The organism is Halosimplex salinum, from assembly GCF_003730195.1.
Taxonomy (GTDB): Archaea; Halobacteriota; Halobacteria; order Halobacteriales; family Haloarculaceae; genus Halosimplex; species Halosimplex salinum.
The window spans coordinates 148,403-172,376 of sequence record NZ_QWGG01000003.1; the positions used below are offsets into that span (position 1 = coordinate 148,403).

Here is a 23,974-nt window from a genome sequence, read left to right on the forward strand (position 1 = left end):
GGAGGCGGCGAATCCGACGGGAAGGAAGTGGATTCCGTGGGAATATTTTTCAATCTTCCCGACCAGATCACGACCATGTCCAAGAGCACAGACGAGCGGGGGCGTCTCTACCTGCCCAAGGACGTCCGGGATCGGTTCGGCGACCGGTACCGGATCGTCGAATTACCGACGCACGTCGCGCTGTTCCCCGTCGACGACGACCCGCTCTCGGGGCTGCGAGAGGCGGTCGGCGACGCCTTCGAGGGAGACGACATCGGGTCGCTGAAGTCCGAAGCCCGCGCCAGCATCGCCAGGACCGCCGAGGAAGAGGCGGACGAGCGCGGACCCAGCGAGGAGTGACCCGTGTACGTCGAGACCGATTTCCTCGTCGCGCTGGTCAAAGAGGACGACTGGTTGCGTGAACCAGTGCTGACCGCGCTGGAAGAACGAGACGACGTCCACACGTCGATCCTCTCGTACGCGGAACTGCTCGTCCTGTTCTACGACCGCGCCGCCGAGGCGTACGAGATCGACGTCCCACGGGCGACGACGGACCTGATCGAACTCGTCCCCGTCGTTCCGAGAGAACACGAGGACGCGATCCTCGCCGCGGCGGCGTTCATCGACGAACACGAGTTGACGCCGTTCGACGCCCTTCACGCGGGCCTGGTGACGACGGCCGACGAGCGAGTCATGTCGAGCGAACTCGACTACGAGACGGTCGGTCTCGAGCGAGTCCCGCTCGGCGACGAACAGAAGAGCGAGGACTAATGCGCTCCGTTACTAACTCCCGCCGATGGCCGTCACGCTGTCCGCCGACGTACTGTCGCGATACCCGCGATTCACCCTCTACAACTCCCCGTTCGCCGCTCACGACCGGGGCGCGGCCGTGGACCTCTACCCGGGCGACAGCGACGGGGACACCCTTCGCCCGAACCCCGAGGGCGGCGAGTCTGTCGACGCCCCCTCGCCCGTCGCCGGTGAGGTTGTCGAGACGCGGACGGTGACGGCGCCCTCACAGCCCTACGCCGCCGACGAGGACCACCTGATCCTGATCGACACCGGCGAGCACGTCGCCCGGATCCTGCACGTCGACCCCGCAGTCGCGGCGGGCGACCGCGTCGCGGTCGGCGACTCGCTGGGCCGTCTCGTCCGCGCGGGTTTCTTCGCGCCGTGGGTCGCCAACCACCTCCACCTGGGATTTCGAGCGCACGGCGCCGACCACCACCGCGCCGCCGGGTCGATCCCGCTGGAACTGGCCCCCGATCTCTCCGTCGAGGCGCTCGACTGGGACGGAACGGGCACCGTCGTCGCCGCGGGCGAGACCTACGCCGTCCTCGACTCGCCGGCCCATCCGGCCCCGGGCGACCGGTTCGCCGGCCTCGCGGCGACGGACCGAGACGGCGAGCGACTGGGCGTCCTCGACGGGGGCCTCCCGCACTACGACTGCGGCGGCGTGTTCGGGCCGGTCACAGGGCATGACGAGGTGTGTCTCCTCGGCGAGCGCGTCGGTCGCGCGGACGGCCGGGACGTGACGTGGGACGACGTAACCGTCCTCGCGAACGGCGACCCGATCACGGGGCTCGCACTGGCGTTCGGTCGGGACCGGGCGGGCGTGAAACTCGTCGGCGAGAGAGTGGACCTGCCGGTCGGAACGGACGTGACGGTCACCGTCGAGACCCGAAACCCGTAGTCCAGCCACCGAGCGCTACTCGCCGTACCGTTCGTAATGCTCGCGTTTCGCCCGCTCGTACGCTTCGTCGCCGCGCACCCGGTCGAGATATTCCCTGTAGACGAGCGCAATCTCCCGTTTCTCCGGGTCGTACCACTGCTGGGGCTCGCGTTCGACGCGGTTGCCGCCCGCGGTTTCACCGCTCGCTTTCGAGGCGCTTCGCGCCTCGCTGTCGTCATCAGTCCGGTACTTGTTGCCACCGGGGTACTTCGCGTAGCGCATCGCCCGCGTCCAGCCCATCTGGAGGTACTTCCGGGCCATATCCATCCCGACGAAGTCGTCGGCCGCGCGGTACTGGCAATAGCGTTCGTAGATCGCTTCCGCACCGTCTTCGGCGTCTGCCAGCGTCGCGATCCCCCACTCCGGCAGGAGTTCGCTCTTGTACGGTTCGATCTTGAACGCGCCGCGCTCGTCGGGCGTGTGCCGGTACCGCTCGGGGTGCTCGCGGAAGTCGAGGTCGTACTCCGGCCCGTCCTCGACTTCCGTGACCTCGCCACGGACGGGGTCGCTCATCCGTCGGCCCGTCCCGGCGTTGCTGACCCGCCGTCGTCGAGCGATTTCTCGAATCGGAGCAGTTCGTACTCGCCCTCGGTCCGGTGGTCGGTCCCCTCGTAGCCCCGGGCGGTGTAGAACTCGACCGCCGCTCGCTGGCGCTGAGCGGTCCAGAGGAACACCCGGTCGAGGCCGCGCTCGCGGGCCGCCGCCTCCAGTCCGTCGACGATGGCGCTCCCGTATCCCGCACGCTGGTGGTCCGTGTGGACCGCGATCCGCAGGAGTTCGCCCGCGCCGTGCGGAATCCCCTCACCCTCGACGGCGAGGCCGCCCATCGCGACGACCTGCTCGTCGACTTCGCAGACGAGAAACTCGCCGCCGCCGTCGAGGTACGACGACTCGACGTCGTCCAGGTCCTCCGTGTGCGGGACGTCGTCGGGGTCGGTGCCCGCGTCCGACAGCGCCCGCCGGTGGAGCCGGCGGACGGCGGGCCCGTCTCCGGGTTCGAACCGACGGAGTTCCGCTGTGCGCTCGCCCATCAGGCGAACTCGATCGCTTCGAGCGGGGTGACTTCGCCGAACAGGAAGTCGGCGTGCTCCAGCGCGTACTCGCGGTGGTCCGGCTCGATACAGCCCACCGCGTCCTCGACGAGGACCGGACGGAAGTCGCGCAGGCCGGCGCTGCCGGCGGTGTGGAGCACGCAGACGTTGGCGAGCGTCCCGCAGATGACGAGGTCGTCGATGCCGTGGGCGTCGAGCCACCCCTCCAGTTGCGTCTCGTGGAACGCGTCGTAGGTGTGTTTCACGACGATCAGGTCCTCGTCGCGGGGCTCCAGTTCCTCGACGATGTCTGCCTCCCAGGAGCCTTCGAGGACGTGCTCGCCCCAGCGGTCGAACTCGTCGTAGTAGTGCGCGTCCTCGAACTGCTCTGGCGGGTGGACGTCGCGCGTCCAGACGACCTCGGCGCCCGCCTCGCGCGCCCGGTCGACCGTCTCGCGGACCGGTTCGATCGCCGCCTCGCTGCCCGGTGCGTAGAGGCTGCCGTCGGGGTGACAGAAGCCGTTCTGCATGTCCACCACGACGACCGCCGCGGAATCGGCGTCGAGTCGCATACGCGAAACTACGGTCGGTCCGCCAATAGGTTTGCCGTCGCCGGAGAACCCCACTCCCACGGCCGGATCCGACCGGCTACACGTCGTGGAGCGGTCCGTCCGGCCGCTCGCCGCCGGGATAGAGGGTCGAGTTGGCCAGCCGTTTCGGCTGCGGGAGGGGACCGTCGCCGGGCGCGTCGAGACTCACGTCCTCGTCGCCGAAGACGTGGGCGGTGCCGTCGTCGAGGACGATCACCTGTTCGGTGCCGCGGCCGAGCAGGTCGCCGTGGATCAGGTAGCCGTCCTCGGGGAAGGTGACGACCGGATCGAGGTGGCCGTCGTACAGCGTCGGGTTCGTCCCGCCGCCGCGGCGCCAGGCCAGCACGTAGTCGAGGTCGGCGTCGTCCCACGCGGTCATCGGCTCGACGATGGTCAGCCAGCCGCCGGGGTCGCGGTCCTCGGTGCAGACCGTCTCGCCGTCGCTGTCGACGACGAAGATGCCGTCCCGCCCGGGCTGACCGGGACCGCCGCGGACGATGCGGTCCAGGCCCGCGACCTGCAGGCCGTCGACGTCGGCGCGGAAGTTCCCGGGCGCGATGTGCTGGACCTCTCTGGGCTCGCGGTTGCGCCAGCGTTCGGTCCCGTCGGGCGCGTAGGCGTACACGCCGCCCTCGCCGACGACGATCTCGGGGTCGCCGTCCTCGTCGAGGTCGGCCACCCAGATGCAGTCGGCGTGTTCGTCGGGGATGTCGGCCGTCCACAGGGTCTCGCCGTCCGAATCGAGGAACGAGTAGCCGACCATCACCTCGTCGCGGCCGTCGCCGTCGACGTCGTGCGGCCAGGGGTAGTGACCGGTGTTCCCCTCGTGGGTCCACAGGAGCTCGAACGCCGAGTCGAGCGCCCAGACCCGCTGGTAGCGGTCTTTCACGATCAGGTCGTGGCGTCCGTCACCGCCGGTGAGGTTCGCGGGGACGATGCAGTCGTGGGCCTGCGGCGCGGGCAGGTCGGCTTCGCGCTGGATCTCGCCCGTCCGGCCGTCGATCACGCGGAACTCGTCGTCCATCACGCAGACGACCTCGTTCGCGCCGTCGCCGTCGAAGTCCCAGATCTGCGCGGGGAAGTCGGCGCCGTGGCCCCCGCCCTCGGGGTCGGGGTCGCCGACCTGCCAGCGAACCTCGCCGTCGAGGTCGATCGCGGTCAGCGAGGTCACCTGATGGGGATCGTACGTCGCGTCGATGTCGTCGCCCTGGACGAACAGCAGTTCCATGCGTCCGTCGCCGGTCAGGTCGCCGAGCAGCACCTTCGGCCGCCCGCCCGCGGCATCGACGTCCAGCGTCGCCAGTCGCGTCGGCTCGCGAGCGTCCGTCTCGCCGGTCATGAGTCCGTCCGTCTCGTCCGTTCGACGGCTGTTCGACTGCCCAAGCGCGGTCGGTTCGGAGTTCCAGAACGGTCGTTCACGGTACGATACAGTCGGCAACTCCACATCAATCCGATCGTGACCGAGTTGATACGTCGGCCGGTCGCCGGGGGTCGCTGCCGACGGGGGTTCCGTTCCGGCGCTCGTCACCGGCGTGCGGGGTCAGCTTCGGGAGAGCAGCTTCACCAGCCCGGCGCTCGAACTCATCTCGACGACCCCGAAGACGACGGCGGGGAGCGCGGCCAGCGTGGGGAAGCCGGCGCCGACGACGAGCGCGGCGGCGACCGCGAAGTCGCGCATCCCGACGGAGAACAGCGCCGCGACGCGCTCCTCGCGGGAGAACGACCGCGAGGCGAGCCAGCCGCCGGCGTAGCCGACGGCATTCAGTGCGACCGCGCCGACGGCCACCAGCGCCAGGGTCGACCCGCCAGCCCGCAGCGCCCCGGCGTTGGCAGCGGTCACGATGCCGATGACGAGTATCACCATCAGCGCCGAGACCGAGGGGTAGTAGTCGTCGTAGCGGCCGATCCGTGCGGGAAAGCGGGCGCGAGCGGCGACGGCGACGACCATCGGGCCCACGACCGCCAGCAGGAGTTGCTCGACGACGCTCGCCGTCTGGAACGGGACCGACTCGCCGACGAGCAGGCGAACGGAGAGCGGGACGAGCGCGAGCGTCCCGAGGCCGACGGCGACGAGCACCGTCGTCGTCAGCGCGGTGTCGCCGTCGCCGAGTTCCGTCATCACCGGCGCGACGAGCTCCGGCGTGACCGCCCCGAGGACGACGAACCCGACGGTGAGGACGGGGTCCAGTCCGAGCGCGCGAGCGACGAGGTAGCCCGCGACCGGCATCCCCGTCTGGACGACGAGGATGGTCCCGAGCGCCCGCGGCCGAACGGCCCTGAACGCCGCCGGCGAGAGCGTCAGCGAGATGCTGCCGATCATCACCGCCAGTATCGGCGTCGCCAGCGGCGTCAGCGCCGCGAGGTCCGGGACGAGGACGCCGGCGGCGACGGACAGCAGGACCCACAGGAGCAGGTAGTCGTCGACGGCGTCGGCCGCTCCGCGCAGTAAGCGAGACACGTCTTGGACGCTCTGCCGGGCGAGCGTGGAAAGAACTGACGGTGTCGGTGTCGAGCGGACGAGGCGCCGCCGCGGACCGAGATTCCGTTGCGGACCGAGGTGCCGGCGCGGACCGAAGCGCCGTCAGTCCTCGGAGTCGCCCACCGGCGCTTCGAACCCGACCGCGTCCGCGTCCTCGGCGGCGCGGTCGACGGCCGCGTCCAGGTCGAAGTCGCGCACTCTCTCCCCGTCGCGGATCAGCGGCTGGAGGAGTCGTTCGCCGCCCTCGGGGCCCTCGCGGTCGGCCAGCGCGACGTGGTGGCCGCCGTCGTCGGTCCGGTACACCGCCTTCTTCCCCGTGAGCTTCCCGCGCTTGGCGGCCAGTTCGCCGTCGACCTCGACGATGTCGAGCGCGAAGTCGACCGGGTCGGCGTTGCTGACGTGGCCCCCGACGCCGAACCCCTCGACGTACTCGCGGAGGTCGCGGAGTTCCGTCGGGCCGAGCCCGCCGCTGACGAAGATTCCCACGTCGTCGAACCCTTCGGCGTCGAGCGTCCAGCGCACCTCGCGAACGATGTGTTCGAAGTCCCCTCTGCGCGAGGCGGTCGTGTCGATCCGGACGGAGTCGAGCGCGTCGACGGCCTCCGCGGCGCGGAGCGACTCGTCGACCTCGTCGGAGTACGTGTCCGTGAGTGCGATCCGCGGCACGTCCTCGCCGACGGCCTCGTCGAACGCCCGCCACGCGGCCTCCTGCTGGCCGCGACCGAAGCAGATCACGAGCGCGTGTGGCATCGTCCCGCCGGCCTCGCGACCGACCACCTCGCCCGCCGCGACGTTCGAGATGCCGTCGAGTCCACCGATCAGCGCCGAGCGTTCGACCATCGCACCGATCGACGGGTGGACGTGTCGCGACCCGAAGCTCAGGACGGTCGAGTCGGGCGCCGCACGGCGGGCCTCGAGCGCGGCGGTCGCGACGCCGGTCGCGTGCGAGAGGAAGCCCAGCAGTGCGGTCTCCAGCCGGCAAAATTCGAGGTACGGCCCCTCGATTCGCATGACCGGCCCGCCGTCGAACAGTCGCCCCTCTCGCATCGCGTCGACGTCGACGGCTCGCCCCTCGAGGAGGCGCGCGGCGTCCGTGACGCCCGCGAGGAGTTCCCACTCGCCGGTGGGGAACTGGTCGGCCGTCACTTCGGCGACGACGCGGGGGTTCCGGTCGGCGTGTTCCAGCGTCTCGACCGTCCGGTCGAAGTAGGCGTCGGTGGCTCGCCCCTCCCTGATCGCTTCTGGCGGGACGATGTCGAAGCCCGACTCGTCGGTCATGTCGTGGTGTACCGCGGCATCCGACAAAAACGGTCCGCGTTCGATGCGTCCGATCCCCCGGAGTGGCCGAGACGGAAAGAACTGCGACCGCAGACGGAGACGAAACCGCGAACGGAGACGAAACCGCGAACGGAGACGAAACCGCGAACGGAGACGAAACCGCGAACAGCGTGAAAGCCCCGGGCCGTCTGGCTCGGGGGCCTCGTTGCGCTCCTCGGCCTTCGGCCTGCGGTGCTTACTTCGTCCGCCTTCGCCAGACGCCCCGCCCCTTTCATTCCCACCCATACAGACTGTCGAATCATCCGAAACGGACGGAAATGAAAGGGGGCTTTCACACTAGTTTGCCGTACGCTATCGGCAGCGGCGGCAGTGCTGTCTGGACACGGATCGACACCGCAGCGCTATCCCGCTCGAGAGTGAACGTCGTCGAGGTCGTCGACGGTCGGGGCGTTGACGACCCGGACGGTGTCGCCGTTCCGGACGACGCGGAAGGCGTCGTCGAAGTCGTCGTAGTCGGGGACGACGTACACGTTCTCGCGGGGGTTGCTGGCGTCGTGTTCGTCGAGGACGTCCAGATAGGCCTCGTGGAACTGCTTCGCGTCCTGCTCGGAGTCCCAGACGGTCTTCCAGACGTACGCGCCGGTCTCGCCGTTCGTGTAGGGGACGACGCTATCCCCGCCCCAGCCGGCGGACGGTTTCGACTGGTAGCTGTAGCGGTCTTCGGGGTCTACGGCGTCGTTGTGGACGAACATCGCGTAGATGGACGCCTCGCCCACCGTGTCCGCGACGGGGTCGTGGTCGAAGCGGTCCCACTCGCCGTTCGAGCGGTCGGCGACCGTCACGTTCACCGGCCGCTCGTCGGGGTACCTGTTCCGATGGATGATCTGTTCGGTGCTCGCCGGGCGCGCGTCGTAGAGGTCGTCGACGCTGTCCCACCCTCCGTCGGAGCGGACGCCGTCGACGAACCGCGACCCGGCGGCGTAGGGGGTGTAGATGGTCAGGAACAGCCCGCGGTTGTACTCGCCGCCGCCCGACCCGCCACCGCCGTCGCTGGGCGGTTCGGGGATGCACGACCACTGCGAGCCACAGCGGTTCGTGTAGAGCACGTCGACGTAGCGGGCGTCGCCCTCGGTGACGCCGCGGTTCGCGAGCTGCCGGTCCTGCGTCTCGCCGTCGGACCCGAAGCCGAAGTGCTGGTCCTGGAGCGCGTGGACGAGTTCGTGAGCCAGCGTCGCCCTGTCGATGGTGGGCGTCTCCGAGTCGCTGACGAGGACGATGGAGTCCTTCCCGGGCGAGTAGTACCCCTGCACGCTCTGGCCGAGCGTCTCGTCGCTACTGTTCGAGTACGAGGAACGCTCGCCGACGATAAAGAGCGACTCCCAGACCTGGTCGTTCCAGCGCTCGTAGGTCGCCGAGCCGTTGCCACCGCCGGTCCGGTTCTCGAGGTACTGCTCGCGCGAGATCACGTCGACGGGGACCGTCTCGTTGAACTCGAGGTCGCGGATCCGCTCGACGCGAGCCATCGTCCGGGCGACGACGGCCTCGCGCTCGCTGGCGTTGTACCCGTCTTCGGGCGTGACCGACACCGGGTCGTCGTACCAGTAGCCGTTCTCCCAGCCGATGCGGTCGCCGGCGGGGTCGCCCGGCGGGTGGCCGCCGAGCGACTCCAGCCCTGCACAGCCGGCCAGGAGCGCGAGCGCGACGACTCCGGCCAGCACGAGTCGCGCGCGGTTCGCGTCCGATCCCTCGCGTACCATCGGGGGAACTCACTCCCACCGACGCAGTGCCACACCGGCGAGCGCGACGGCGACGAGCGCGACCGCGAGGCCGAAGCCGGCACCGGAGCCAGAGGCGGTGGTCTCCGTCTCGGCGTCGGTCGACTCACCGTCGCTATCGCCGTCACCCATCCCGCCGTCGTCGGCCATCGGTTCGTCGGTGGCCGTCGCGGTGTCGGTCGACGGTTCGTCGGTCGCAGTCGCAGTGTCGGTCGACGGTTCCTCGGTCGCGGTGTCGGTCGGCGTCGACTCCGCTTCCGGCGCGGCGCCGGCGCGGACATCGCTCAGTTGGTCGACCGAGGGCGCGTTGACGAGCGTCACGGTCGTCCCGGTGTGGTTGACGTAGAAGGCGTCCTCGTACTGCCCGTCGGCGATCCGGTAGGTGTTCGCGCGCTCGTCGACGGGTTCGGCGCCGTAGTAGTCGAGCAGCATCGAGTACCCCTCGACGAAGTCCGCCGCGTCGTCCTCGGAGTCCCAGACGGTCTTCCAGACGTAGCCGGTCTCGTTGGTCTCGGCGGAGTCGTCGGTGACGTAGGGGTAGAGCGTGTCACCGTCCCAGCCGTCGGTGTACTGCGTCGAGTAGTTGATCGGGTCGGTGGCGCTGAGCTGACCACCGGCGGTGATGTTGAAGAACGAGCGCTGTCCGACCACTGGCGTCTCCGTCCGGCCGGAGTCGTAGAACGGGTAGAACAGCATGGTCGCGAGGCCGGCCTCGCCGAACTGCGCGTAGTCGACGGTCCCGTTCTCGATCTGGGGCACGGACCACTCCTCGCTGGACCGGTCGGTGACGCTCACGTTCGTCGGTTCGTCCTCGCCGTACTTCTCGGGGTAGATCGTCTGTTCCGTGCTGGCCGGCGGGTTCTCGTAGACGGCGTTGACGCCCTCCCAGCCCTCGCTCCGGTAGATGCTCCGCACGAAGTTCGGCCCGTCGCTGTAGGGCTGGTAGGTCAGCAGGTACATGCCGTAGTGGATCGAGGTGGTCCCGCCGCCACCGCCGCCAGCCGAGGACTCGGGGAGCAGACAGTTCCACTCGGCCATGCAGCGCTCACTGTACAGACGGTCGACGAAGTTGCCGTCTCCCTCGATGATGCCGTCGCGCGCGTTGTGGAGTTCCTCCGTGTGTTGCTCGAACGCGGAGATGTTGAACCGCTGGTCCTGCAGCGCGTGGAACAGCTCCTGCGAGAGGGTCACCTCGTTCATCTTCGGCGAGGTGGTGTTCTCCGAGACGATCACGATCCGTTCCTCGCGGGGACTGTAGTAGCCGCCGACGGTCGAACCGACGTTCTGCTCCTGGACCGAGATGGCGTCGGTGTCCTCGCCGACCATCAGCATGGCCTCCCACTTGACGTTCTGGTGGAGGGTGTCGTTGGTCGTCGTGTTGTACTGCCTCGTGCTGCGGAACTCCTCGCGGGAGATGACCTCGACCGGGACCGTCTCGTTGAACTCCAGTTCGCGGATCTGTTCGACGCGGGCCATGGCGCGGCCGACGACGGCGTCGAGTTCCGTGTCGTTGAGGCCGTCCGACCGGTCGACGTCGATCGACTCGTTGTACCAGCAGCCGTTCTCCCAGCCGAGTCGGTCGCTGTCGGGGTCGTCGGGCGCCGTCCCGTTGGCGACGGGCGCGCACGCGTCACCGGTCTGGACGGTCGACCGCTCGGTCGCGTCGGCGTCGGCGTCGTTCGGGGACCTGTCCGTCGTCGCGTCGTCTACCGGCACGGCGTCGTCGGCCGGTGTCGCGGCGCCCGCGGCGGGGACCGCGGCCACCACGGACAGCACCATCACACAGGCGACGACGACCGAGAGGGCGGTACGCATGTCTACCGGGACCATGGGGTGGGTAGCATAAAAATCGCCCCACTGTCGGCCGACGGGTCGGGGAGCGGACCGAACGGCTTAATCGTCGGAGTCGTCTACGTGTCGCTGGCAGAGGGAGCCCGGCCTCCGTGCCTCCGAGCCCGATTCGCGGGCGAGAGGCATGAGGAAAGTCCCCCCACCGTCCGGGCAGGTGACCGGGTGCAAACCCGGAGCGGGAGACCGCTGGCGCTGGAACAGAAACGAGACCACTCCGCGCGACCGATGACGTGCGCGAACCCGAAGCGACCGGCCTCGCCGGGAAGCGACGGGGAGCTAACCCACCGAGGGCAGACCGCGGAGAACGGATGGAACGGCGAATCCTCACCGGTGCAAGTCCGCGCGGTAAGGTAGCCCGGACGCAAGCGCGGACGCTCAGCCGAATGCCGGGCCGAACAGAAGGGGGCTTACTCCCCTCAGCCGTCACACACCGCCGAGCGACCGGTACACCGCGTTCATTTCGCTGGCGTGGATGCTCAGTACAGCCCGCAGAATGAACGAGTGCGGTGGCGCGCGCTGTCGCGCGTGTTCGAGCACTGCGAGAACCGCGCGACGTAGCCGTGCGAGGGATGACTGAGGGAACGGAGTGACCGAAGGAATCGGCTGGGGAGGTGTGAGGCGCGGTGCTGTGCGGTCCCTGGCGTCTGCGCGAGCGGAGCGAGCGCAGGCTCGGAAGACGAACGGAGCGAGTCTTCCGGCGGACTGAAAGGGCGAGGCGCACTCCGGGAAGACGGGCGACGCAAGCACCGCAGCGGAGCGAGGAGCGCAGCGAGCCCCTCGACCGGAGCGCGCCGAGGGCTTTCGACTCTCCCCGTTCCCTGCGGTCGCTCCAACTCGACTCCCTTCCACAACCCACCAACTGGACACAATCACTCAGTCCGCACACACACTTAGCGGACCGACTGGTTCTCCCCACGAACAGACATCGACGAAAGAAACCGCGTCCCCTGCAACCGCTAGCAGCACTCCTCGTCGCGCTCCATCGCCCACTCGACGAGTGGCCGGAGTCGCTCACCGAGTTCCTCGCCCTCGTCGCTGAGTTCGTACTCGACGCGCGGCGGGATCTCCGCGTAGCGCTCGCGCTCTACCAGCCCCGCCTCCACGAGTTCGTCCAGTCGCGTCGACAGCGTCGACGTGCTCGCCCCCGGGAGATGCGCCTCGATCTCGCCGAACCGCACCGTCCCGTGGTTGGCGACGACGCAGACGACGTCCATCACGTACTTCTTCCCGAGCAGGGCCATCGGCTCCGAGAGCAGACAGTGACACGCCGGATCCGCGCACTCACAGCCGGTCTCCGCCATCGCTTCGGTGTCTCCCATTGGATTCGATACTTTGGACTTGACAGCTTAATAGCTTTGCTCTCCGAACTATAGACGCATGTGGACTGAAGTAGACGGATCAGACAGTATCGGGCCGAAGCTATCGCTCGCCGACGTGGTCCTCCCGCCGGCGGTCGGCGACGGGTTCGCCGGCCTGTACGGGAGCGCCGAGCGGCCGGAGACCGCCGCCGAGTGGGTCGCGGACATGCGCGGGGCGATCGAGCGGGAGTACGACCGAACGCCCACCGTCGACGACCTCTGTACGGTCGAGGACGGCGACCACGCGTTCGTCGGCGCGGACGGCGCGCAGACGTACATCTGCGTGCTCGACCCGCTCGCCTACCCGTTCCTGACCGGCGAGACGGGGACGGTCCGCTCGACGACGCCCGTCCGCGGGACCGAGGTCGAGTTCGAGGTCCGCGCCGACGGCGTGGGCGTCTCGCACGACGACGCGGTCGTGTCCATCGGCATCTCAGAGGGGGTCGACGGCGACGAGGTGTCGATAGAGCGGGTGTACCAGGAGGTCTGCGGGTTCGTCCAGACCTTCGAAGACGATGCGGAGTACGAGGAGTGGGCCGCCGAGGCCGACGGAGCGACGACGGCCGTCCCGGCCCGCGAGGGCGTCGCGATAGCACGCGAACTGGCCGACGCGCTGTTCGAAGAGGGCGCACAGCGCCCCGGCGGCGGGTGCAGTCCCGACGGCGGCTGCTGCTGAGGGAAGCGGCCGTCGGCAGTTCGACGGCGACGGGAACGTATCGGTAGCAGGCGCTCAGTGCTGGCCGTCGCCGTTCGTGATCGTGGTGTGGGCGCCGATGAGCGCGCCCGCGAGGTCGAGGTTCTCGAGGTGCGTCTCGCGGTCGATGATCGAGTCACGGATGTCGCAGTCCCGGACCGTCGCCTCGGGGAAGACGACCGAGCCGTCGAGGTGGGAGTCGACGACCTCGGCGTCCGCGAGGACGTGGACGTTCTCGCCGAGGTCCGTCCCGTCGAGGGTCGCGCTCTCGGCGACCTGGTTCGCGCCGTCGAGGTACCACGCGACCGCGTCGAGGTAGCTCTCGGGCGTCCCGATGTCGAACCACGCCTCGTCGAACACGTAGGCGTAGACGGAGTCGTGCTCGACGAGCCACTGGACGAACCAGCCGGGCTCGTCGGGGTTGTTGCCGTCCGCGAGGTACTCCTCGAACCGCACCTGGTCGGCGGGGAAGACGTAGCAGGCGATCGAGACGAGCGTGCTGTTGGGGTCGTCGGGCTTCTCCTGGAAGTCGACGACCTCGTCGCCATCCAGCGTGACGAGCCCGTACGACCGGGCTTTCTCCAGCGACCCCACGTCGTAGGCCGCGAGCGTCGTACTGCCGTGTTCCTCGTAGCTGTCGAGGAAGTCGCTCACGTCGAAGCTGATGAGGTTGTCGCCGGCGATCACGAACAAGTCGTCGTCGTCGATCCCCTCGCGGTCGACGAGCTGTGCGAGCGCGCCGATGACGCCGAACTTCTCGTCCTCGTCCGTGGTGTCCTCGACGGAGAGCTGGGCCTTCTCGTAGTCGTGCTCGGCGAGGTGGGCCCTGAACTCCGGCGCGAACCGCTCGTTCGTGCTGATGTACACGTCCTCGATCCGGTCGTCGGACTCGAGTTCCGTGAGCACCCGGTCGATGACGGTCGTCTCACCCACTGGCAACATCATCTTCGGCCGATGGCGCGTGATCGGCCAGAGCCGCGTGGCGTAGCCGCCCGCGAGTACGACAGCGTCCATATCCTACTCTCCGCATCGCCCCGCCAAGGTCTTTTTCATTGGACAGATGCCACGCCCGCCGACGGCCGGGCAGTCGGGCGGTCGGGCGGTCAGGCGGCCGGGCGGTCGGGCGGTCACCGGCAGAAAGGATTTGTAACCGCTTCACCAACCCCCGGTATGCGCGAGGCCAGTCGGACGACGCGCCAGCGTATCGCCGACAGACTCCGCGAGGAACCGATGGCCGCCGGGGCGCTCGCCCGCGAGTTCGAAGTCCGAACCGACGCCGCCCTCGACCACGTGGAACACATCTCCCAGTCGCTCGAACCCACCGACGAGACGCTGCTCGTCGCGCCGCCGACCTGCGACGACTGCGGCTTCGAGGAGTTCGACGACCTCGTCAACCGCCCGGCGCGCTGCCCGGAGTGCAAGTGCGAGTCCGTCTCCGAACCGGCGTTCGTGATCGAGTGAGGCCCGAGACTACAGGATCACGTTCGAACTGGAGGAGAGGTCGTCGTCGTCGGACTCGACCGGTCCCTCGCCGACGTACTCGTACTCGTCGTCGTCGAGGTAGACGCCGCCGTCGGTCACGCGCACGTCTATCTCGTTCAGGAACGCCCCCTCACAGGGGCCGTACGTGCACTTCCCGGAGTCGGCGGCGAACAGCGCGCCGTGGTTCGCGCAGATCACTTCGCCGTCCCGGACGGGCGCGCCCGACCCCTTGTCGAGTTTGATGTGGGTCATGTGCTGGCAGTAGTTGAGCCAGCAGACCACCTCGCCCTCGTCGCCGTTCTCGGTCGCCAGTCTGAGGAGGATCGCCTCGCGGACGTCGTCGTCGCCCTGTTGCATGTCGTCGGGCATCGCGATGCCGTCGGCGCCGTCGTCGGCCGCATTCTCGGCCGCACTCTCGTCGGACCTGAGGGCGGCGTCCCCACTGGCGACGTCGCTCCCGTCGACCGAGCGCACGCGAAAGAGGAAGGTGTCGTCAGTCGAGACGTCGGCCGGGTCGGCGATCCGCGTCGCGTCCATACGGCCGCGTGGGCCCGTCGTCGCTTGAACGCAACGGTTCGTGCAATCGGGTCCGTTCCAGTCGGTCCGGTCCCCGGCGGAGCCGCGTCGGGAGTCGCGCCCACGGCCGCCACGCCAACCCTTTTCCACGCACCCGGCGAACGCCGGGGCATGGCAGACCTCCTCGTCTACGGATCGTACGGCTACACGGGGCGTCTCGTCGTCGAGGAAGCGACCGGTCGCGACCTCGACGTGGTCGTCGCCGGTCGGGACCGCAACGCCGTCGAGAACCAGGCCATCCGGCAGAAGTGCGAGGAGCGCGTCTTCGATCTGGACGAACCGCGCCTGCTCGACCTGGCCCTGGAGGAGGTCGACGCGGTCCTCAACTGCGCCGGGCCCTTCGAGGACACCGCCGAACCGGTGGTCGACGGGTGTCTCCGCACCGGTACCCACTACCTCGACATCACCGGCGAGATCCCGGTGTTCGAACGGCTCGCGATCCGCGACGAAGACGCCGAGGAAGCGGGGATCACCGTCCTCCCGGGCGTCGGCTTCGACGTGGTCCCCACCGACTGTCTCGCGGCGCACCTCGCCGACCGACTGCCCGACGCCGAACGGCTCTCGCTGGGCTTCCAGGCGTCGGGCGGGATGTCGCCGGGGACCGCGCGGACCGCCCTCAGAGGTCTCGGCGACGGCGGTGCGGTCCGCCGAGAGGGGCGCATCGAGTCGGTGCCGACCGCGTGGCGCACCCGCCGGATCGACTTCGGCGACGGCGAGCGGTCGGCGATGACGATCCCGTGGGGCGACGTAGCGACCGCGTACCACACCACCGGGATCGGGTCCATCGAGGTGTACACCGCGGCGCCGGGATGGGCGATCCGGGCCGCTCGACTCGGACGCTACCTCGGGCCGCTCGCCGGGTCCGGGGCCGTCCGATCGCTCCTCGAATCGGTGATCGACTCCCGGATCGACGGCCCGAGCGAACGCGAGCGGCGAGAGGCCCGGAACTACGTCTGGGGCGAGGTCGAGAGCGAGGACGGGGAGCGCGCCGTGTCGCGACTCGTCACGCCGGAGGCGTACCGGCTGACGAAACTGTCCGCGGTCGAGATCGCCGAGCGCGTCGTCGACGGGGACGCGCCCGAGGGGTTCCAGACGCCCGCCGGCGCCTTCGGACCGGACCTGATCCTCGACGTCGAAGGCGTCGAGCGCTCCGACGACCCGATCGACGCCCGCGACGCGTCGTAGCCGGTCAGGCGTCGTCCGCGTCGCCGTCCGCTCCGCTTCCCTCAGCTCCGTCGCCGTCAGTTCCGTCGTCGTAGTGCTCGCGCTCGACCCGCTCGTCGAACAGTCGCGAGAGCAGTTTCGTCATCGGACCGACCGCCACGTCGATGCCGTCGACGCTGGTCACGGGGCGTATCTCCCACGTCGAGTTGGTGAGGAACACCTCGTCCGCGTCCCGCAGGTCGTCGAGCGCGTACCTGCTCGTCCGTACCGGGAACCCCTCCGTGTCGGCGAGCCCCATCACGACCGAGCGGGTGACGCCCGGGAGGATCGGGAGGTCGGTACTCGGCGTCTTCAGCGTGCCCTCGTCGACGAAGAAGAGGTTGCTCGTCGCGCCCTCGGCGAGGTAGTCGTCGGTGGTCCGCATCACGGCCTCGTCGGCGGCGAACTCGTCGGTCGCGGCCCGTCGGAGTTCGAGGCGGGCGAGGATCCCGGGGAGGTAGTTGTGGGTCTTGGCGTCGGCCGGGAGCGCCGCATCAGGTGGTCGGCGGGTCCGAACCGTCTGGACCGTCGCCGGGCCGTCCCACGCCGACTCGCCGTCGACGCCGCCGCGGGGGAGCGGAGAGACGTAGACGACGACCGTCGGGTCCACGTCGGGGTCGGGCGTCAGTTTTCCGGGCTGGACGCCGCGCGTCACCGATATCTTGAGGTACGCGTCGGTCAGGTCGTTCGCGGCGAGGGTGTCGTCGACGCGCTCGCGGAGGTCGTCGGGGACGGCGTCGGGAAATCCGAGCGTCTCGGCCGTCCGCTGGAGGCGCTCGCGGTGGGCGGTCCACTCGAACGACTCGCCGCCGTACACTCGCAGGGTCTCGAACGCGCCGTCGCCGTACATGAACCCCCTGTCGCGGACGGAGACGGTCGCCTCGTCGGCCGGGACGAGGTCGCCGTCCACGTGGTAGGATAGCTGGTCGTCGCTCATCGCGACCACTCCAGCGCCATCCGGCAGAAGGTCTCTATCAGCTGTTTCCCGTGGTCGGTGAGGATGCTCTCGGGGTGGAACTGGACGCCGACGTGGGGGCGCTCGCGGTGGCGGACGCCCATCACGACGCCCGCCTCGTCGTCGGTGTGGGCGGTCTCTTCGAGGACGTCGGGGAGGTCCGCGCGCTCGACGGCCAGGGAGTGGTAGCGGCCGACCCGGAAGCCGTCGGGGAGGCCCGCGAAGATCCCCCGACCGTCGTGGTCGACCGGCGACGGCTTCCCGTGGACGACCGCCTCGGCGTGGCCGACGCGCGCGCCGTTGGCCGCACACAGCGCCTGATGGCCGAGACAGACGCCAAGCGTCGGGTAGTCGAGGTCGCGAAATATCGGCATCGAGACGCCCGCGTCCTGCGGGGTTCCGGGGCCGGGCGAGACGACGATCGCGTCGGGGTCGAGTTCGCGGATCCCGGCCACGTCCACGGCGTCGTTGCGGTGGACGACGACCTCGCCGTCTGCGACCTCGGGGAGCAGGTCGGCGGTCGTGACGACTTCACCGACGTACTGGACGAGGTTGTAGGCGAAGGAGTCGTAGTTGTCGACGACGAGGACGGTCATCTCCTCGACGCGGTCGACGGCCGTCGCGTCCGCGGCGGTGGGGTCTTCGAGGGCGGCGGCGTCGTCCGTCGGGAGCGGTCCGCTCGCGGGGGCGACCGGAGCGACGCCGGCGTCGGGCGCGGAGGGGTCAGGCATCGTCCTCCACGGTGAACGCGGCGCGGTCGCCCAGCGCCTCGTCGACGGCGGTGATGAGCGCCCGACCCTTGTCGAGCGTCTCCTCGTACTCGCGGTCGGGGACGGAGTCGTGGACGATCCCGGCCCCCACGCGGAGATGGTACTCCTCGCCGTAGCGCACGAGCGTCCGGATCACGATGTTGAGCGTCGCGCGTCCCTCGAAGCCGAAGATGCCGATGCTCCCGGTGTAGGGGCCTCGCCGGGTCGACTCCACCTCGTCGATGATCTCCATGGTCCGGGGTTTGGGCGCGCCGGTTATCGTGCCGCCCGGGAAGACGGCCGCGACGGCGTCGCCGAGGTCCCGGTCGGCGCGGAGGCGCCCCTCGACGAGCGAGACGAGGTGCATCACCTCGGAGTAGCGGTCGACGCGGCGGTACTCGCTGACCTCGACGGTGCCGTACTCGCTCACCTTCCCGAGGTCGTTGCGTTCGAGGTCGACCAGCATCGCGTGCTCGGCGCGCTCCTTCTCGTCGGCCACGAGGTCGGACTCGAGGAACTCGTCTTCCTCGTGGGTGTCGCCGCGCGGTCGGGTCCCCGCGATGGGTTCGGTGACGAGGCGGTCGCCGTCCCTGTCGAGGAGCAACTCGGGGCTCGCGCTCACCAGGTCGACGCCGGGGAACTCCAGCAGGGCCGAGTACGGCGCCGGGTTCACCGCGCGGAGCGCGTCGAACACCGCGACCGGGTGGACGGCCGCCGGCGCGGTGAGGCGCTGGGAGACGTTCGCCTGGAAGGTGTCGCCCTCGCGGACGTACGCCTTGACCCTGCGGACGCGCTCGGCGAACGCGTCGCGGCCGCAGTCGCTCTCGAAGCGGGCCGCGTCGGTCGCCGCCGGTGGGTCGCTGACTGCGGGGTCGCCCTCGACCGCGGCGCGAGCCAGGGTCAGCGCCCGTTCGCGCCCGTGTTCGTAGGCGTCCGCGGGCGACCGACCCGCCGATCCCCCGACACGGGGACAGGCCGTCACGCGGAGCGTGGTGTCGTCGCCGCCCTCGCTCTGCTCGCTCTCGCGCGGTTCCGCCCACGCCGCGAGGCGGTCGTACACGCCGATCTGGAGGCGGGGCAGCTCGCGGTCGGGTTCGGCGCTCGCCGGCAGGTCCTCGAGTTCGCGCGCCACGTCGTAGGAGAGCCAGCCGACCGCTCCGCAGGGGTAGGGCACCTCGCAGTCGCCGCGGGCCAGCGACTCCTCGGCGAGACGGTCGACGAGCGCGTCGATGCTGGGCGAGCTATCGCCGGACGCGGCCGCGGCGTCCTCGGGCGAGACGATCAGTCTGTCGACGGGGTCGACGCCGAAGTAGCCCCAGCCGGACTGGCCGCCGGTGGTCTCGAGGTGGAAGCCGCCGGGCCCGTCGCGGGCGCGGCGGTAGGCGTCGAACGGGTCGTCGACCGACACGCGTGCCTCGACGGGAACGCGTGCGCCGGCCGACGCGTCGGCCGCGACGCGCTCGAAGGCGGTCCTGTCGGTCACGACCCGCGGTGTCGTCATTACGCACACAGAAGCACGCGGAGGGTAACCGGTTTTCGGTCCCCGCAAGCCAGGTCGAGGACGTCAGTACAGTTTCGCCTGTTCGACCCAGTCCTCGACGCGTGAGGTCGCGATGTCGGTCTCCTCGGCGAGCGCCTCGGCGTCGGCCTCGGCCAGTTCGCCGACGCCCCCGACGCCGGCCTCGCGCAGTCGCTCCGCGTACGTCGGCCCGATCCCCTTGATGTCCTCGAGTTCGGCGTCGGGCGCCGGTTCGGTCGGCGCGCCCGTCGCCTCGTCCTCGGCCTCGCCCTCGTCTTCCGTTACGTCCGGTTCCGTGTCGTCGGTCTCGACCGTCTCACTCGTCGACTCGGTGTCGGTCGACGAGTCGACTTCGGCCGTCGGTTCGCTGTCCGCAGCGGTGTCGGTCCCCTTGACCGCGTCTTCGGTCGCGGTCGCGGGTTCGTGTTCGACGGTCACGTCGACGCCGTCGTCGGACGCGCGGTCGGCCGCGTCGCCTGTACCTGTCGATCCGCCCGGAGACGCGTCGTCGCCCGGCGACGGACCGTCGGCGCCGGACGGCGCGGACCGAGAGGTCGACGTGGACGCGCCCAGCCCGAGTGCAGATTTGATACGCTCGATGAGCCCCATGCAGGTCCCTAGCGGACCCCATCACTTAACCTCTTTCTGCGATTCCGACGGACCCACGTCCCGGCGACGGTCATGTCACGCGGTCGCGGTGACCCGTTCAGAGGCGCGCCCGGAGCGCGTCGTTCATCTCGTCGACCGGCGCCTCGCGGCCCGTCCACCGCTCGAACGCCGCGACGCCCTGGTAGAGGAGCATCCACGCGCCGTCGACCGTCGTCGCGCCCGCCCGGTCGGCGTCCCGGAGGAGTCGCGTCTCCAGCGGCTGGTACACCGCGTCGAGCACGCCCAGATCACCGTGCAGCGCGTCGGCGGGCACCGGCGTCGCGTCTTCTTCCATCCCGACGCTGGTCGCGTTGACCAGCACGTCGGCCTCGGCGAGCAGGTCCGGGAGGGCGTCGAGACCGTGACCGGTGACGTCCGGCGCGTCGCCGCTAGATCCGGCGCCGTCCGCCGGTTCCGTGCCGTCTGCAGGTTCCGCGTCGTCCGCCGATTCCGTGTCGTCACCGCGTACGTCCGCTGCGAGGTCGCGGGCTTTGGACTCGGTGCGGTTGGCGATCCGGACGGCCATCCCCTCGTCGGCGAGGCCGAACGAGACCGCTCGTCCGGCGCCGCCGGCGCCGACGACGACGGCCGTTCCCGAGAGGGCCACGTCGTGGGCGCGGAGCGCCCGCGTCGCGCCGACGGCGTCGGTGTTGTGGCCGGTCGGTTCGTCGCCGGAGAAGTCGACGGTGTTGACCGCGCCGATCCGGGCGGCGAGCGGGTCGGGGTCGACGGCGGCGAGCACGTCCTGCTTGAACGGGATGGTGACGTTGAGGCCGGCGACGCCGAGGGCGGCCGCGCCTTCGATGGCGGCCGCGGCGCCGTCTTTCGGCGGTTCGAACGTGACGTAGCGGGCGTCGAGGCCGAGCGCCTCGTAGCCCGCCTCGTGCATCGGGGGCGACAGCGAGTGGCCCACCGGGTTGCCGACGAGTCCGTAGACGTCCATATCGGCCACTGTTCGGGGGCGGACATAACGGATGCGCTCTCGGCCGGTACCCGGGAACGGGCCGATTCGCAACTATTTCATACGGACGTAGCGTGCAGGGCGATAGTGAGTCGACTCAGTCATCCCCTGGTCCAGGTCTCTGCCGCCGTGGCACTCACCGCGGGCTGGGTCGCCGTCTTCTTCGGCGGCGCCGCACTCCCGGGCGTTCCGACCCACGAGGAACTGGGCGTCGTGCTGACGGTCGCCGTCAGCGGCGTCGCGGTCCTCGGCGCGTCGTTCCTGCTCGCGTGGGGCGCCGAGACCGCGGAGAAAGACGTCCCACGGGCGTTCGCCATCGCCGTCCTCGCGGTGCTGGCGGTCGCCCCCGAATACGCCGTCGACGCGCTGTACGCCTGGAACGCGGGTGCCGGCGGCGCGACGACCGCCGCCTGTGCCGACCTCTCGACGGCCGCCGTCGAGTCCGGCCAGACCGGGCTCGCACGGGCCTGTCACGACGCCAACCTGGCGGTCGCCAACATGACCGGCGCCAACCGCATCCTCATCGGCATCGGCTGGGCCGGCATCGCCGTGTTCACCGTCTACCGCGCCGCCAAGACGCGCGACACCGCCGTCCGCTCGCGCGACGGCTGGCTCGCCGACGCCGTGACGCTCGACCGCGCCATCGCCACGGAGGTCGCCTTCCTCTTTCTCGCGACCATGTGGGCCTTCCTCGTCCCGCTCGGCGGCGGCATCGACGCGCTCGACACCATCCTCCTCGTCGGGCTCTACGTCACCTACATCGGGATCATCATCCGCGGGGACGTGGAGGCCGGCGAGGAACACGTCGGCGTCCCCCACTACTTCCAGCAGTGGTCGCTGCCCTGGCGGCCGCTCGTCGTCCTCGCCCTCTTCGGTTACTCGGGCGCGCTGATCTTCACCGCCGTCGAGCCGTTCGCGCACGGCCTGGAGACGATCGGCGTGAACAACGGCATCCCCGAGTTCTTCATGATCCAGTGGATCGCGCCGCTGGCCAGCGAGTCCCCGGAGTTGATCGTGGTCGTCGTCCTCGTCAACAAGGCCCGATCGACCGCGGGATTCAACGCGCTCATCTCCTCGAAGCTCAACCAGTGGACCCTGCTCATCGGTACGCTCTCGGTCGTGTTCTCGCTGGCCTACGGCCAGTACGGCGTGCTCCCCTTCGACCAGAAGCAGGCCGCCGAGATCTGGATCACCGCCGCGCAGTCGTACTTCGCGCTGGCAATCCTCGTCAACTTCGAGATCAGCGTCCGCGAGGCGCTCGTGATATTCGGCCTGTTCATCTCGCAGGTGTTGCTCGAGTTCGTCATCATCAGGGACCTGTTCGCGGTCCCGCTGACGAGCTACGAACTCCTGCTCGTCTACGCCGCCGCCTACGTGGTCATCGGGACCGGGCTGTTCGTCGTCCGGCGGGAGGCGCTGAAGGAGATGCTCGGCCTCGCGGCCGACGCCGGCCGGACCGCCATCGGGCGCGACCCCGTCCACACGGAGTTCGCCGACTGAGATGCTCGCCGTCGTCGTCTCCCGGGACGATTCGGCCTCCGTCCACGTCGGCGAGCGCCTGCTCGCCGTCGACGACTGGACCGAGCACACGGACAGCACTCGGACCGACGACGAGGGCGGTGACACCGTCTACCGTACCGATTCGGTCGAACTGCGCGAGTTCGACGCCCTCCATCTCGAACTGGCGGACGTGGCCGACGCCTTCGGCCGCGTCGACGGTGTGGACGAGCGGACCGAACCCGACCTGCTCGCGTTCGCTTCCCGTCACGCCGGGGAGACGGACGAACTGCTGACCGCCCACCACACCGGCAACTTCGGTCCGGCGGAGTACGGCGGCGAGACGGGCCACTTCGCGCGGGCGTGTCCGAACGCCCACCGCCACCTACTCGAGGCGCTGGACGAGCACGCGCCCCCTGACTACGAGGTCGGGATGGAGTGTACCCACCACGGCCCGACCGAGGTGGGCGTCCCCTCGATGTTCGTCGAGGTCGGGAGCGCCGAACCGCAGTGGGAGGACCCCGACGCCGCGGGGGCGGTCGCGCGTGCCATCCTCGCACTCCGCGACGTCGACCCCGACGCTCCCGGCGAGAACGGCACCCGGCGCCACCTCGTCGGCTTCGGCGGCGGGCACTACGCGCCCCGGTTCGAACGGATCCTCCGCGAGACCGACTGGGCGGTCGGGCACGTCGCCGCCGACTGGTGTCTCGACGCGATGGGCGACCCCGGGGAGAACGCGGACGTGATCCGCCGCGCCTTCGAGGCGAGCGCCGCCGACTACGCCGTCGTCGAAGGTGACCGGCCGGACCTGCGGGCCGCGATCGCCGACCAGGGCTACCGCGCCGTCGGCGAGACGTGGGTCCGCGAGACGACCGGCGTCCCGCTCTCGCTCGTCGAGACCGTCGAGGACCTGCTGGCCGGCATCGACGAGGGCGTCCGGTTCGGGGAGCGAGCGGTCGGGGGAGTCCACGGCACCGACCTCTCCGTGGTCGACCTCCCCGCGGACCTGCTCGCGGCCGCGCAGGGGATCGATCTGAACGCGGCGCGCGAGGCGGTCGAGCGAGCGACGGTCGCGTTCGAGACGGCCGAGAGCGGGAATCGCGCGGCCGGGCGAGCGGTCCTCGCTCCCGACCACGACCGCGTGGCGTTCGTCGACGACCTCGCCGAGATCCTCGACCGGGAGTACGACACGGTCGAGCGCGAGGAGGGGGAAGTCGTCGCGCACGAGACCGCGTTCGACCCCGAGCGCGCCCGGACGCTGGGGATCACCGAGGGCCCGAAGTTCGGAAAGCTCGCCGACGGCAAGGCGGTCACTGTCGGTGGTGACCGCATCGACCCGTCGGTCGTCCACGTCGACCGCGAGCACCGCTTCCCGGTCCGCGACCTGCTCGACTGAACGGCGAACTGCTCGCCCGCCGACCTTATCTCCGGTCTACCGTCACTCCGCCTCGGTGCTGTAGCCACGCTTTCGAGCGGTGCGTACCGTCGACGTCTCGGTGCGCGCCGAACCCATCTGGTACGTAGTTTCCTACCGTTCGTTCGTTTCCGAAAACTATCCGGTTAGCACGCGGGCACACGTCAGCAGGGTCGGCGTTTCACGTGGAGATCGGTCGAAAC

At 69.9% G+C, this 23,974-nt stretch carries 24 protein-coding genes and 1 other RNA gene; 9 read left to right on the forward strand and 16 right to left on the reverse strand.

What is annotated here, in order from left to right; genetic code table 11:
* Window positions 1-75 precede the first annotated feature (75 nt).
* From D1409_RS09065 to D1409_RS09075, 3 genes are read left to right on the forward strand one after another with little or no spacing between them, the layout of a single operon-like run.
* A complete protein-coding gene (locus D1409_RS09065) occupies window positions 76-339 on the forward strand; it encodes an AbrB/MazE/SpoVT family DNA-binding domain-containing protein (RefSeq protein ID WP_123536291.1) in 264 nt (87 codons plus the stop codon).
* A 3-nt stretch (window positions 340-342) separates the two neighbouring features.
* Window positions 343-750, forward strand: coding sequence for a PIN domain-containing protein (locus D1409_RS09070; RefSeq protein WP_123536293.1), 408 nt, complete (start codon window positions 343-345; stop codon window positions 748-750).
* Window positions 751-775: 25 nt separating this feature from the next.
* A complete protein-coding gene (locus D1409_RS09075; RefSeq protein WP_123536295.1) occupies window positions 776-1,672 on the forward strand; it encodes a hypothetical protein in 897 nt (298 codons plus the stop codon).
* Window positions 1,673-1,687: 15 nt separating this feature from the next.
* On the opposite strand, the gene D1409_RS09080 is transcribed toward D1409_RS09075, so the two are convergent.
* From D1409_RS09080 to D1409_RS09115, 8 genes are all read right to left on the reverse strand, one after another.
* Window positions 1,688-2,224, reverse strand: a complete 537-nt coding sequence (locus D1409_RS09080; RefSeq protein WP_123536297.1) for a DUF4385 family protein — start codon at window positions 2,222-2,224, stop codon at window positions 1,688-1,690.
* The gene (locus tag D1409_RS09085; RefSeq protein ID WP_123536299.1) at window positions 2,221-2,742 is read right to left on the reverse strand and encodes a GNAT family N-acetyltransferase; all 522 of its coding nucleotides are present in this window, start codon (window positions 2,740-2,742) and stop codon (window positions 2,221-2,223) included. Before D1409_RS09085 ends, D1409_RS09080 begins: the two co-directional genes overlap by 4 nt.
* Entirely contained in the window at window positions 2,742-3,314 is a 573-nt protein-coding gene (locus tag D1409_RS09090) for a cysteine hydrolase family protein (RefSeq protein WP_123536301.1), read from the reverse strand. The genes D1409_RS09085 and D1409_RS09090 overlap by 1 nt, the downstream gene beginning before the upstream one ends.
* A 76-nt stretch (window positions 3,315-3,390) precedes the next feature.
* The gene (locus D1409_RS09095; protein WP_123537071.1) at window positions 3,391-4,671 is read right to left on the reverse strand and encodes a rhamnogalacturonan lyase family protein; all 1,281 of its coding nucleotides are present in this window, start codon (window positions 4,669-4,671) and stop codon (window positions 3,391-3,393) included.
* 201 nt (window positions 4,672-4,872) lie between these two features.
* Window positions 4,873-5,790: a bile acid:sodium symporter family protein gene (locus tag D1409_RS09100; RefSeq protein WP_123536302.1), complete on the reverse strand. Its 918-nt coding sequence runs from the start codon at window positions 5,788-5,790 to the stop codon at window positions 4,873-4,875.
* Between the two features lie 123 nt (window positions 5,791-5,913).
* Entirely contained in the window at window positions 5,914-7,089 is a 1,176-nt protein-coding gene (locus D1409_RS09105; RefSeq protein WP_123536304.1) for a nicotinate phosphoribosyltransferase, read from the reverse strand.
* Between the two features lie 401 nt (window positions 7,090-7,490).
* A complete protein-coding gene (locus D1409_RS09110; protein ID WP_206425018.1) occupies window positions 7,491-8,846 on the reverse strand; it encodes an Hvo_1808 family surface protein in 1,356 nt (451 codons plus the stop codon).
* A gap of 9 nt (window positions 8,847-8,855) precedes the next feature.
* Window positions 8,856-10,679, reverse strand: a complete 1,824-nt coding sequence (locus tag D1409_RS09115) for an Hvo_1808 family surface protein (protein ID WP_123536306.1) — start codon at window positions 10,677-10,679, stop codon at window positions 8,856-8,858.
* A 107-nt stretch (window positions 10,680-10,786) separates the two neighbouring features.
* On the opposite strand from D1409_RS09115, the gene rnpB reads away from it, so the two are divergent.
* An RNA gene (gene rnpB / locus D1409_RS09120) (RNase P RNA component) lies at window positions 10,787-11,137 on the forward strand.
* Between the two features lie 534 nt (window positions 11,138-11,671).
* Here rnpB and D1409_RS09125 read toward each other — a convergent pair.
* Window positions 11,672-12,034 (reverse strand): winged helix-turn-helix transcriptional regulator, encoded by a 363-nt coding sequence (locus D1409_RS09125; RefSeq protein WP_206425019.1) that lies wholly within the window; start codon window positions 12,032-12,034, stop codon window positions 11,672-11,674.
* A gap of 58 nt (window positions 12,035-12,092) precedes the next feature.
* Here D1409_RS09125 and merB point away from each other — a divergent pair, with 58 nt between their 5' ends.
* Window positions 12,093-12,749, forward strand: coding sequence for an organomercurial lyase (gene merB / locus D1409_RS09130; protein WP_123536308.1), 657 nt, complete (start codon window positions 12,093-12,095; stop codon window positions 12,747-12,749).
* A gap of 54 nt (window positions 12,750-12,803) precedes the next feature.
* On the opposite strand, the gene D1409_RS09135 is transcribed toward merB, so the two are convergent.
* Window positions 12,804-13,781 (reverse strand): sugar phosphate nucleotidyltransferase, encoded by a 978-nt coding sequence (locus D1409_RS09135; RefSeq protein WP_123536310.1) that lies wholly within the window; start codon window positions 13,779-13,781, stop codon window positions 12,804-12,806.
* A 156-nt stretch (window positions 13,782-13,937) separates the two neighbouring features.
* Here D1409_RS09135 and D1409_RS09140 point away from each other — a divergent pair, with 156 nt between their 5' ends.
* Window positions 13,938-14,228: a transcriptional regulator gene (locus D1409_RS09140; RefSeq protein ID WP_123536312.1), complete on the forward strand. Its 291-nt coding sequence runs from the start codon at window positions 13,938-13,940 to the stop codon at window positions 14,226-14,228.
* A gap of 9 nt (window positions 14,229-14,237) precedes the next feature.
* On the opposite strand, the gene D1409_RS09145 is transcribed toward D1409_RS09140, so the two are convergent.
* On the reverse strand, window positions 14,238-14,786 hold the full coding sequence (locus D1409_RS09145; RefSeq protein WP_123536314.1) for a Rieske (2Fe-2S) protein: 549 nt from the start codon (window positions 14,784-14,786) through the stop codon (window positions 14,238-14,240).
* Window positions 14,787-14,936: 150 nt separating this feature from the next.
* Between D1409_RS09145 and D1409_RS09150 the strand changes: the two genes are divergently transcribed.
* On the forward strand, window positions 14,937-16,010 hold the full coding sequence (locus D1409_RS09150) for a saccharopine dehydrogenase family protein (protein WP_123536316.1): 1,074 nt from the start codon (window positions 14,937-14,939) through the stop codon (window positions 16,008-16,010).
* Window positions 16,011-16,014: 4 nt separating this feature from the next.
* Here D1409_RS09150 and D1409_RS09155 read toward each other — a convergent pair whose 3' ends face one another.
* The 5 genes from D1409_RS09155 to D1409_RS09175 all read right to left on the reverse strand — a co-directional run bounded on the left by D1409_RS09155 (window position 16,015) and on the right by D1409_RS09175 (window position 20,842).
* Window positions 16,015-16,965, reverse strand: coding sequence for an aminotransferase class IV (locus D1409_RS09155; protein WP_123537074.1), 951 nt, complete (start codon window positions 16,963-16,965; stop codon window positions 16,015-16,017).
* Window positions 16,962-17,579, reverse strand: coding sequence for an anthranilate synthase component II (locus tag D1409_RS09160; protein ID WP_123537075.1), 618 nt, complete (start codon window positions 17,577-17,579; stop codon window positions 16,962-16,964). The genes D1409_RS09155 and D1409_RS09160 overlap by 4 nt, the downstream gene beginning before the upstream one ends.
* A gap of 127 nt (window positions 17,580-17,706) precedes the next feature.
* On the reverse strand, window positions 17,707-19,233 hold the full coding sequence (gene pabB / locus D1409_RS09165; RefSeq protein ID WP_123536318.1) for an aminodeoxychorismate synthase, component I: 1,527 nt from the start codon (window positions 19,231-19,233) through the stop codon (window positions 17,707-17,709).
* Window positions 19,234-19,296: 63 nt separating this feature from the next.
* A complete protein-coding gene (locus tag D1409_RS09170) occupies window positions 19,297-19,860 on the reverse strand; it encodes a helix-hairpin-helix domain-containing protein (protein ID WP_123536320.1) in 564 nt (187 codons plus the stop codon).
* Window positions 19,861-19,957: 97 nt separating this feature from the next.
* The gene (locus tag D1409_RS09175; protein ID WP_123536323.1) at window positions 19,958-20,842 is read right to left on the reverse strand and encodes a shikimate dehydrogenase family protein; all 885 of its coding nucleotides are present in this window, start codon (window positions 20,840-20,842) and stop codon (window positions 19,958-19,960) included.
* A gap of 105 nt (window positions 20,843-20,947) precedes the next feature.
* Here D1409_RS09175 and D1409_RS09180 point away from each other — a divergent pair, with 105 nt between their 5' ends.
* Both D1409_RS09180 and D1409_RS09185 read left to right on the forward strand, forming a co-directional pair.
* Complete coding sequence (locus tag D1409_RS09180) at window positions 20,948-22,360, forward strand: sodium:calcium antiporter (protein WP_123536325.1); 1,413 nt, start codon at window positions 20,948-20,950, stop codon at window positions 22,358-22,360.
* A gap of 1 nt (window position 22,361) precedes the next feature.
* Window positions 22,362-23,753: a D-aminoacyl-tRNA deacylase gene (locus tag D1409_RS09185; RefSeq protein ID WP_123536327.1), complete on the forward strand. Its 1,392-nt coding sequence runs from the start codon at window positions 22,362-22,364 to the stop codon at window positions 23,751-23,753.
* Window positions 23,754-23,974 lie beyond the last annotated feature (221 nt).

Bases quoted from the DNA above. Each gene is read 5' to 3' on its own strand.
- D1409_RS09185 (WP_123536327.1), top strand. From the start codon at position 22,362: ATGCTCGCCGTCGTCGTCTCCCGGGACGATTCGGCCTCCGTCCACGTC.
- D1409_RS09085 (WP_123536299.1), bottom strand. From the start codon at position 2,742: ATGGGCGAGCGCACAGCGGAACTCCGTCGGTTCGAACCCGGAGACGGG.
- D1409_RS09145 (WP_123536314.1), bottom strand. From the start codon at position 14,786: ATGGACGCGACGCGGATCGCCGACCCGGCCGACGTCTCGACTGACGAC.
- D1409_RS09110 (WP_206425018.1), bottom strand. From the start codon at position 8,846: ATGGTACGCGAGGGATCGGACGCGAACCGCGCGCGACTCGTGCTGGCC.
- D1409_RS09095 (WP_123537071.1), bottom strand. From the start codon at position 4,671: ATGACCGGCGAGACGGACGCTCGCGAGCCGACGCGACTGGCGACGCTG.
- D1409_RS09090 (WP_123536301.1), bottom strand. From the start codon at position 3,314: ATGCGACTCGACGCCGATTCCGCGGCGGTCGTCGTGGTGGACATGCAG.
- D1409_RS09135 (WP_123536310.1), bottom strand. From the start codon at position 13,781: ATGGACGCTGTCGTACTCGCGGGCGGCTACGCCACGCGGCTCTGGCCG.
- D1409_RS09175 (WP_123536323.1), bottom strand. From the start codon at position 20,842: ATGGACGTCTACGGACTCGTCGGCAACCCGGTGGGCCACTCGCTGTCG.
- D1409_RS09155 (WP_123537074.1), bottom strand. From the start codon at position 16,965: ATGAGCGACGACCAGCTATCCTACCACGTGGACGGCGACCTCGTCCCG.
- D1409_RS09160 (WP_123537075.1), bottom strand. From the start codon at position 17,579: ATGACCGTCCTCGTCGTCGACAACTACGACTCCTTCGCCTACAACCTC.
- D1409_RS09140 (WP_123536312.1), top strand. From the start codon at position 13,938: ATGCGCGAGGCCAGTCGGACGACGCGCCAGCGTATCGCCGACAGACTC.
- D1409_RS09080 (WP_123536297.1), bottom strand. From the start codon at position 2,224: ATGAGCGACCCCGTCCGTGGCGAGGTCACGGAAGTCGAGGACGGGCCG.
- merB (WP_123536308.1), top strand. From the start codon at position 12,093: ATGTGGACTGAAGTAGACGGATCAGACAGTATCGGGCCGAAGCTATCG.
- D1409_RS09150 (WP_123536316.1), top strand. From the start codon at position 14,937: ATGGCAGACCTCCTCGTCTACGGATCGTACGGCTACACGGGGCGTCTC.
- D1409_RS09115 (WP_123536306.1), bottom strand. From the start codon at position 10,679: ATGCGTACCGCCCTCTCGGTCGTCGTCGCCTGTGTGATGGTGCTGTCC.
- D1409_RS09105 (WP_123536304.1), bottom strand. From the start codon at position 7,089: ATGACCGACGAGTCGGGCTTCGACATCGTCCCGCCAGAAGCGATCAGG.
- D1409_RS09075 (WP_123536295.1), top strand. From the start codon at position 776: ATGGCCGTCACGCTGTCCGCCGACGTACTGTCGCGATACCCGCGATTC.
- D1409_RS09125 (WP_206425019.1), bottom strand. From the start codon at position 12,034: ATGGGAGACACCGAAGCGATGGCGGAGACCGGCTGTGAGTGCGCGGAT.
- D1409_RS09170 (WP_123536320.1), bottom strand. From the start codon at position 19,860: ATGGGGCTCATCGAGCGTATCAAATCTGCACTCGGGCTGGGCGCGTCC.
- pabB (WP_123536318.1), bottom strand. From the start codon at position 19,233: ATGACGACACCGCGGGTCGTGACCGACAGGACCGCCTTCGAGCGCGTC.
- D1409_RS09065 (WP_123536291.1), top strand. From the start codon at position 76: ATGTCCAAGAGCACAGACGAGCGGGGGCGTCTCTACCTGCCCAAGGAC.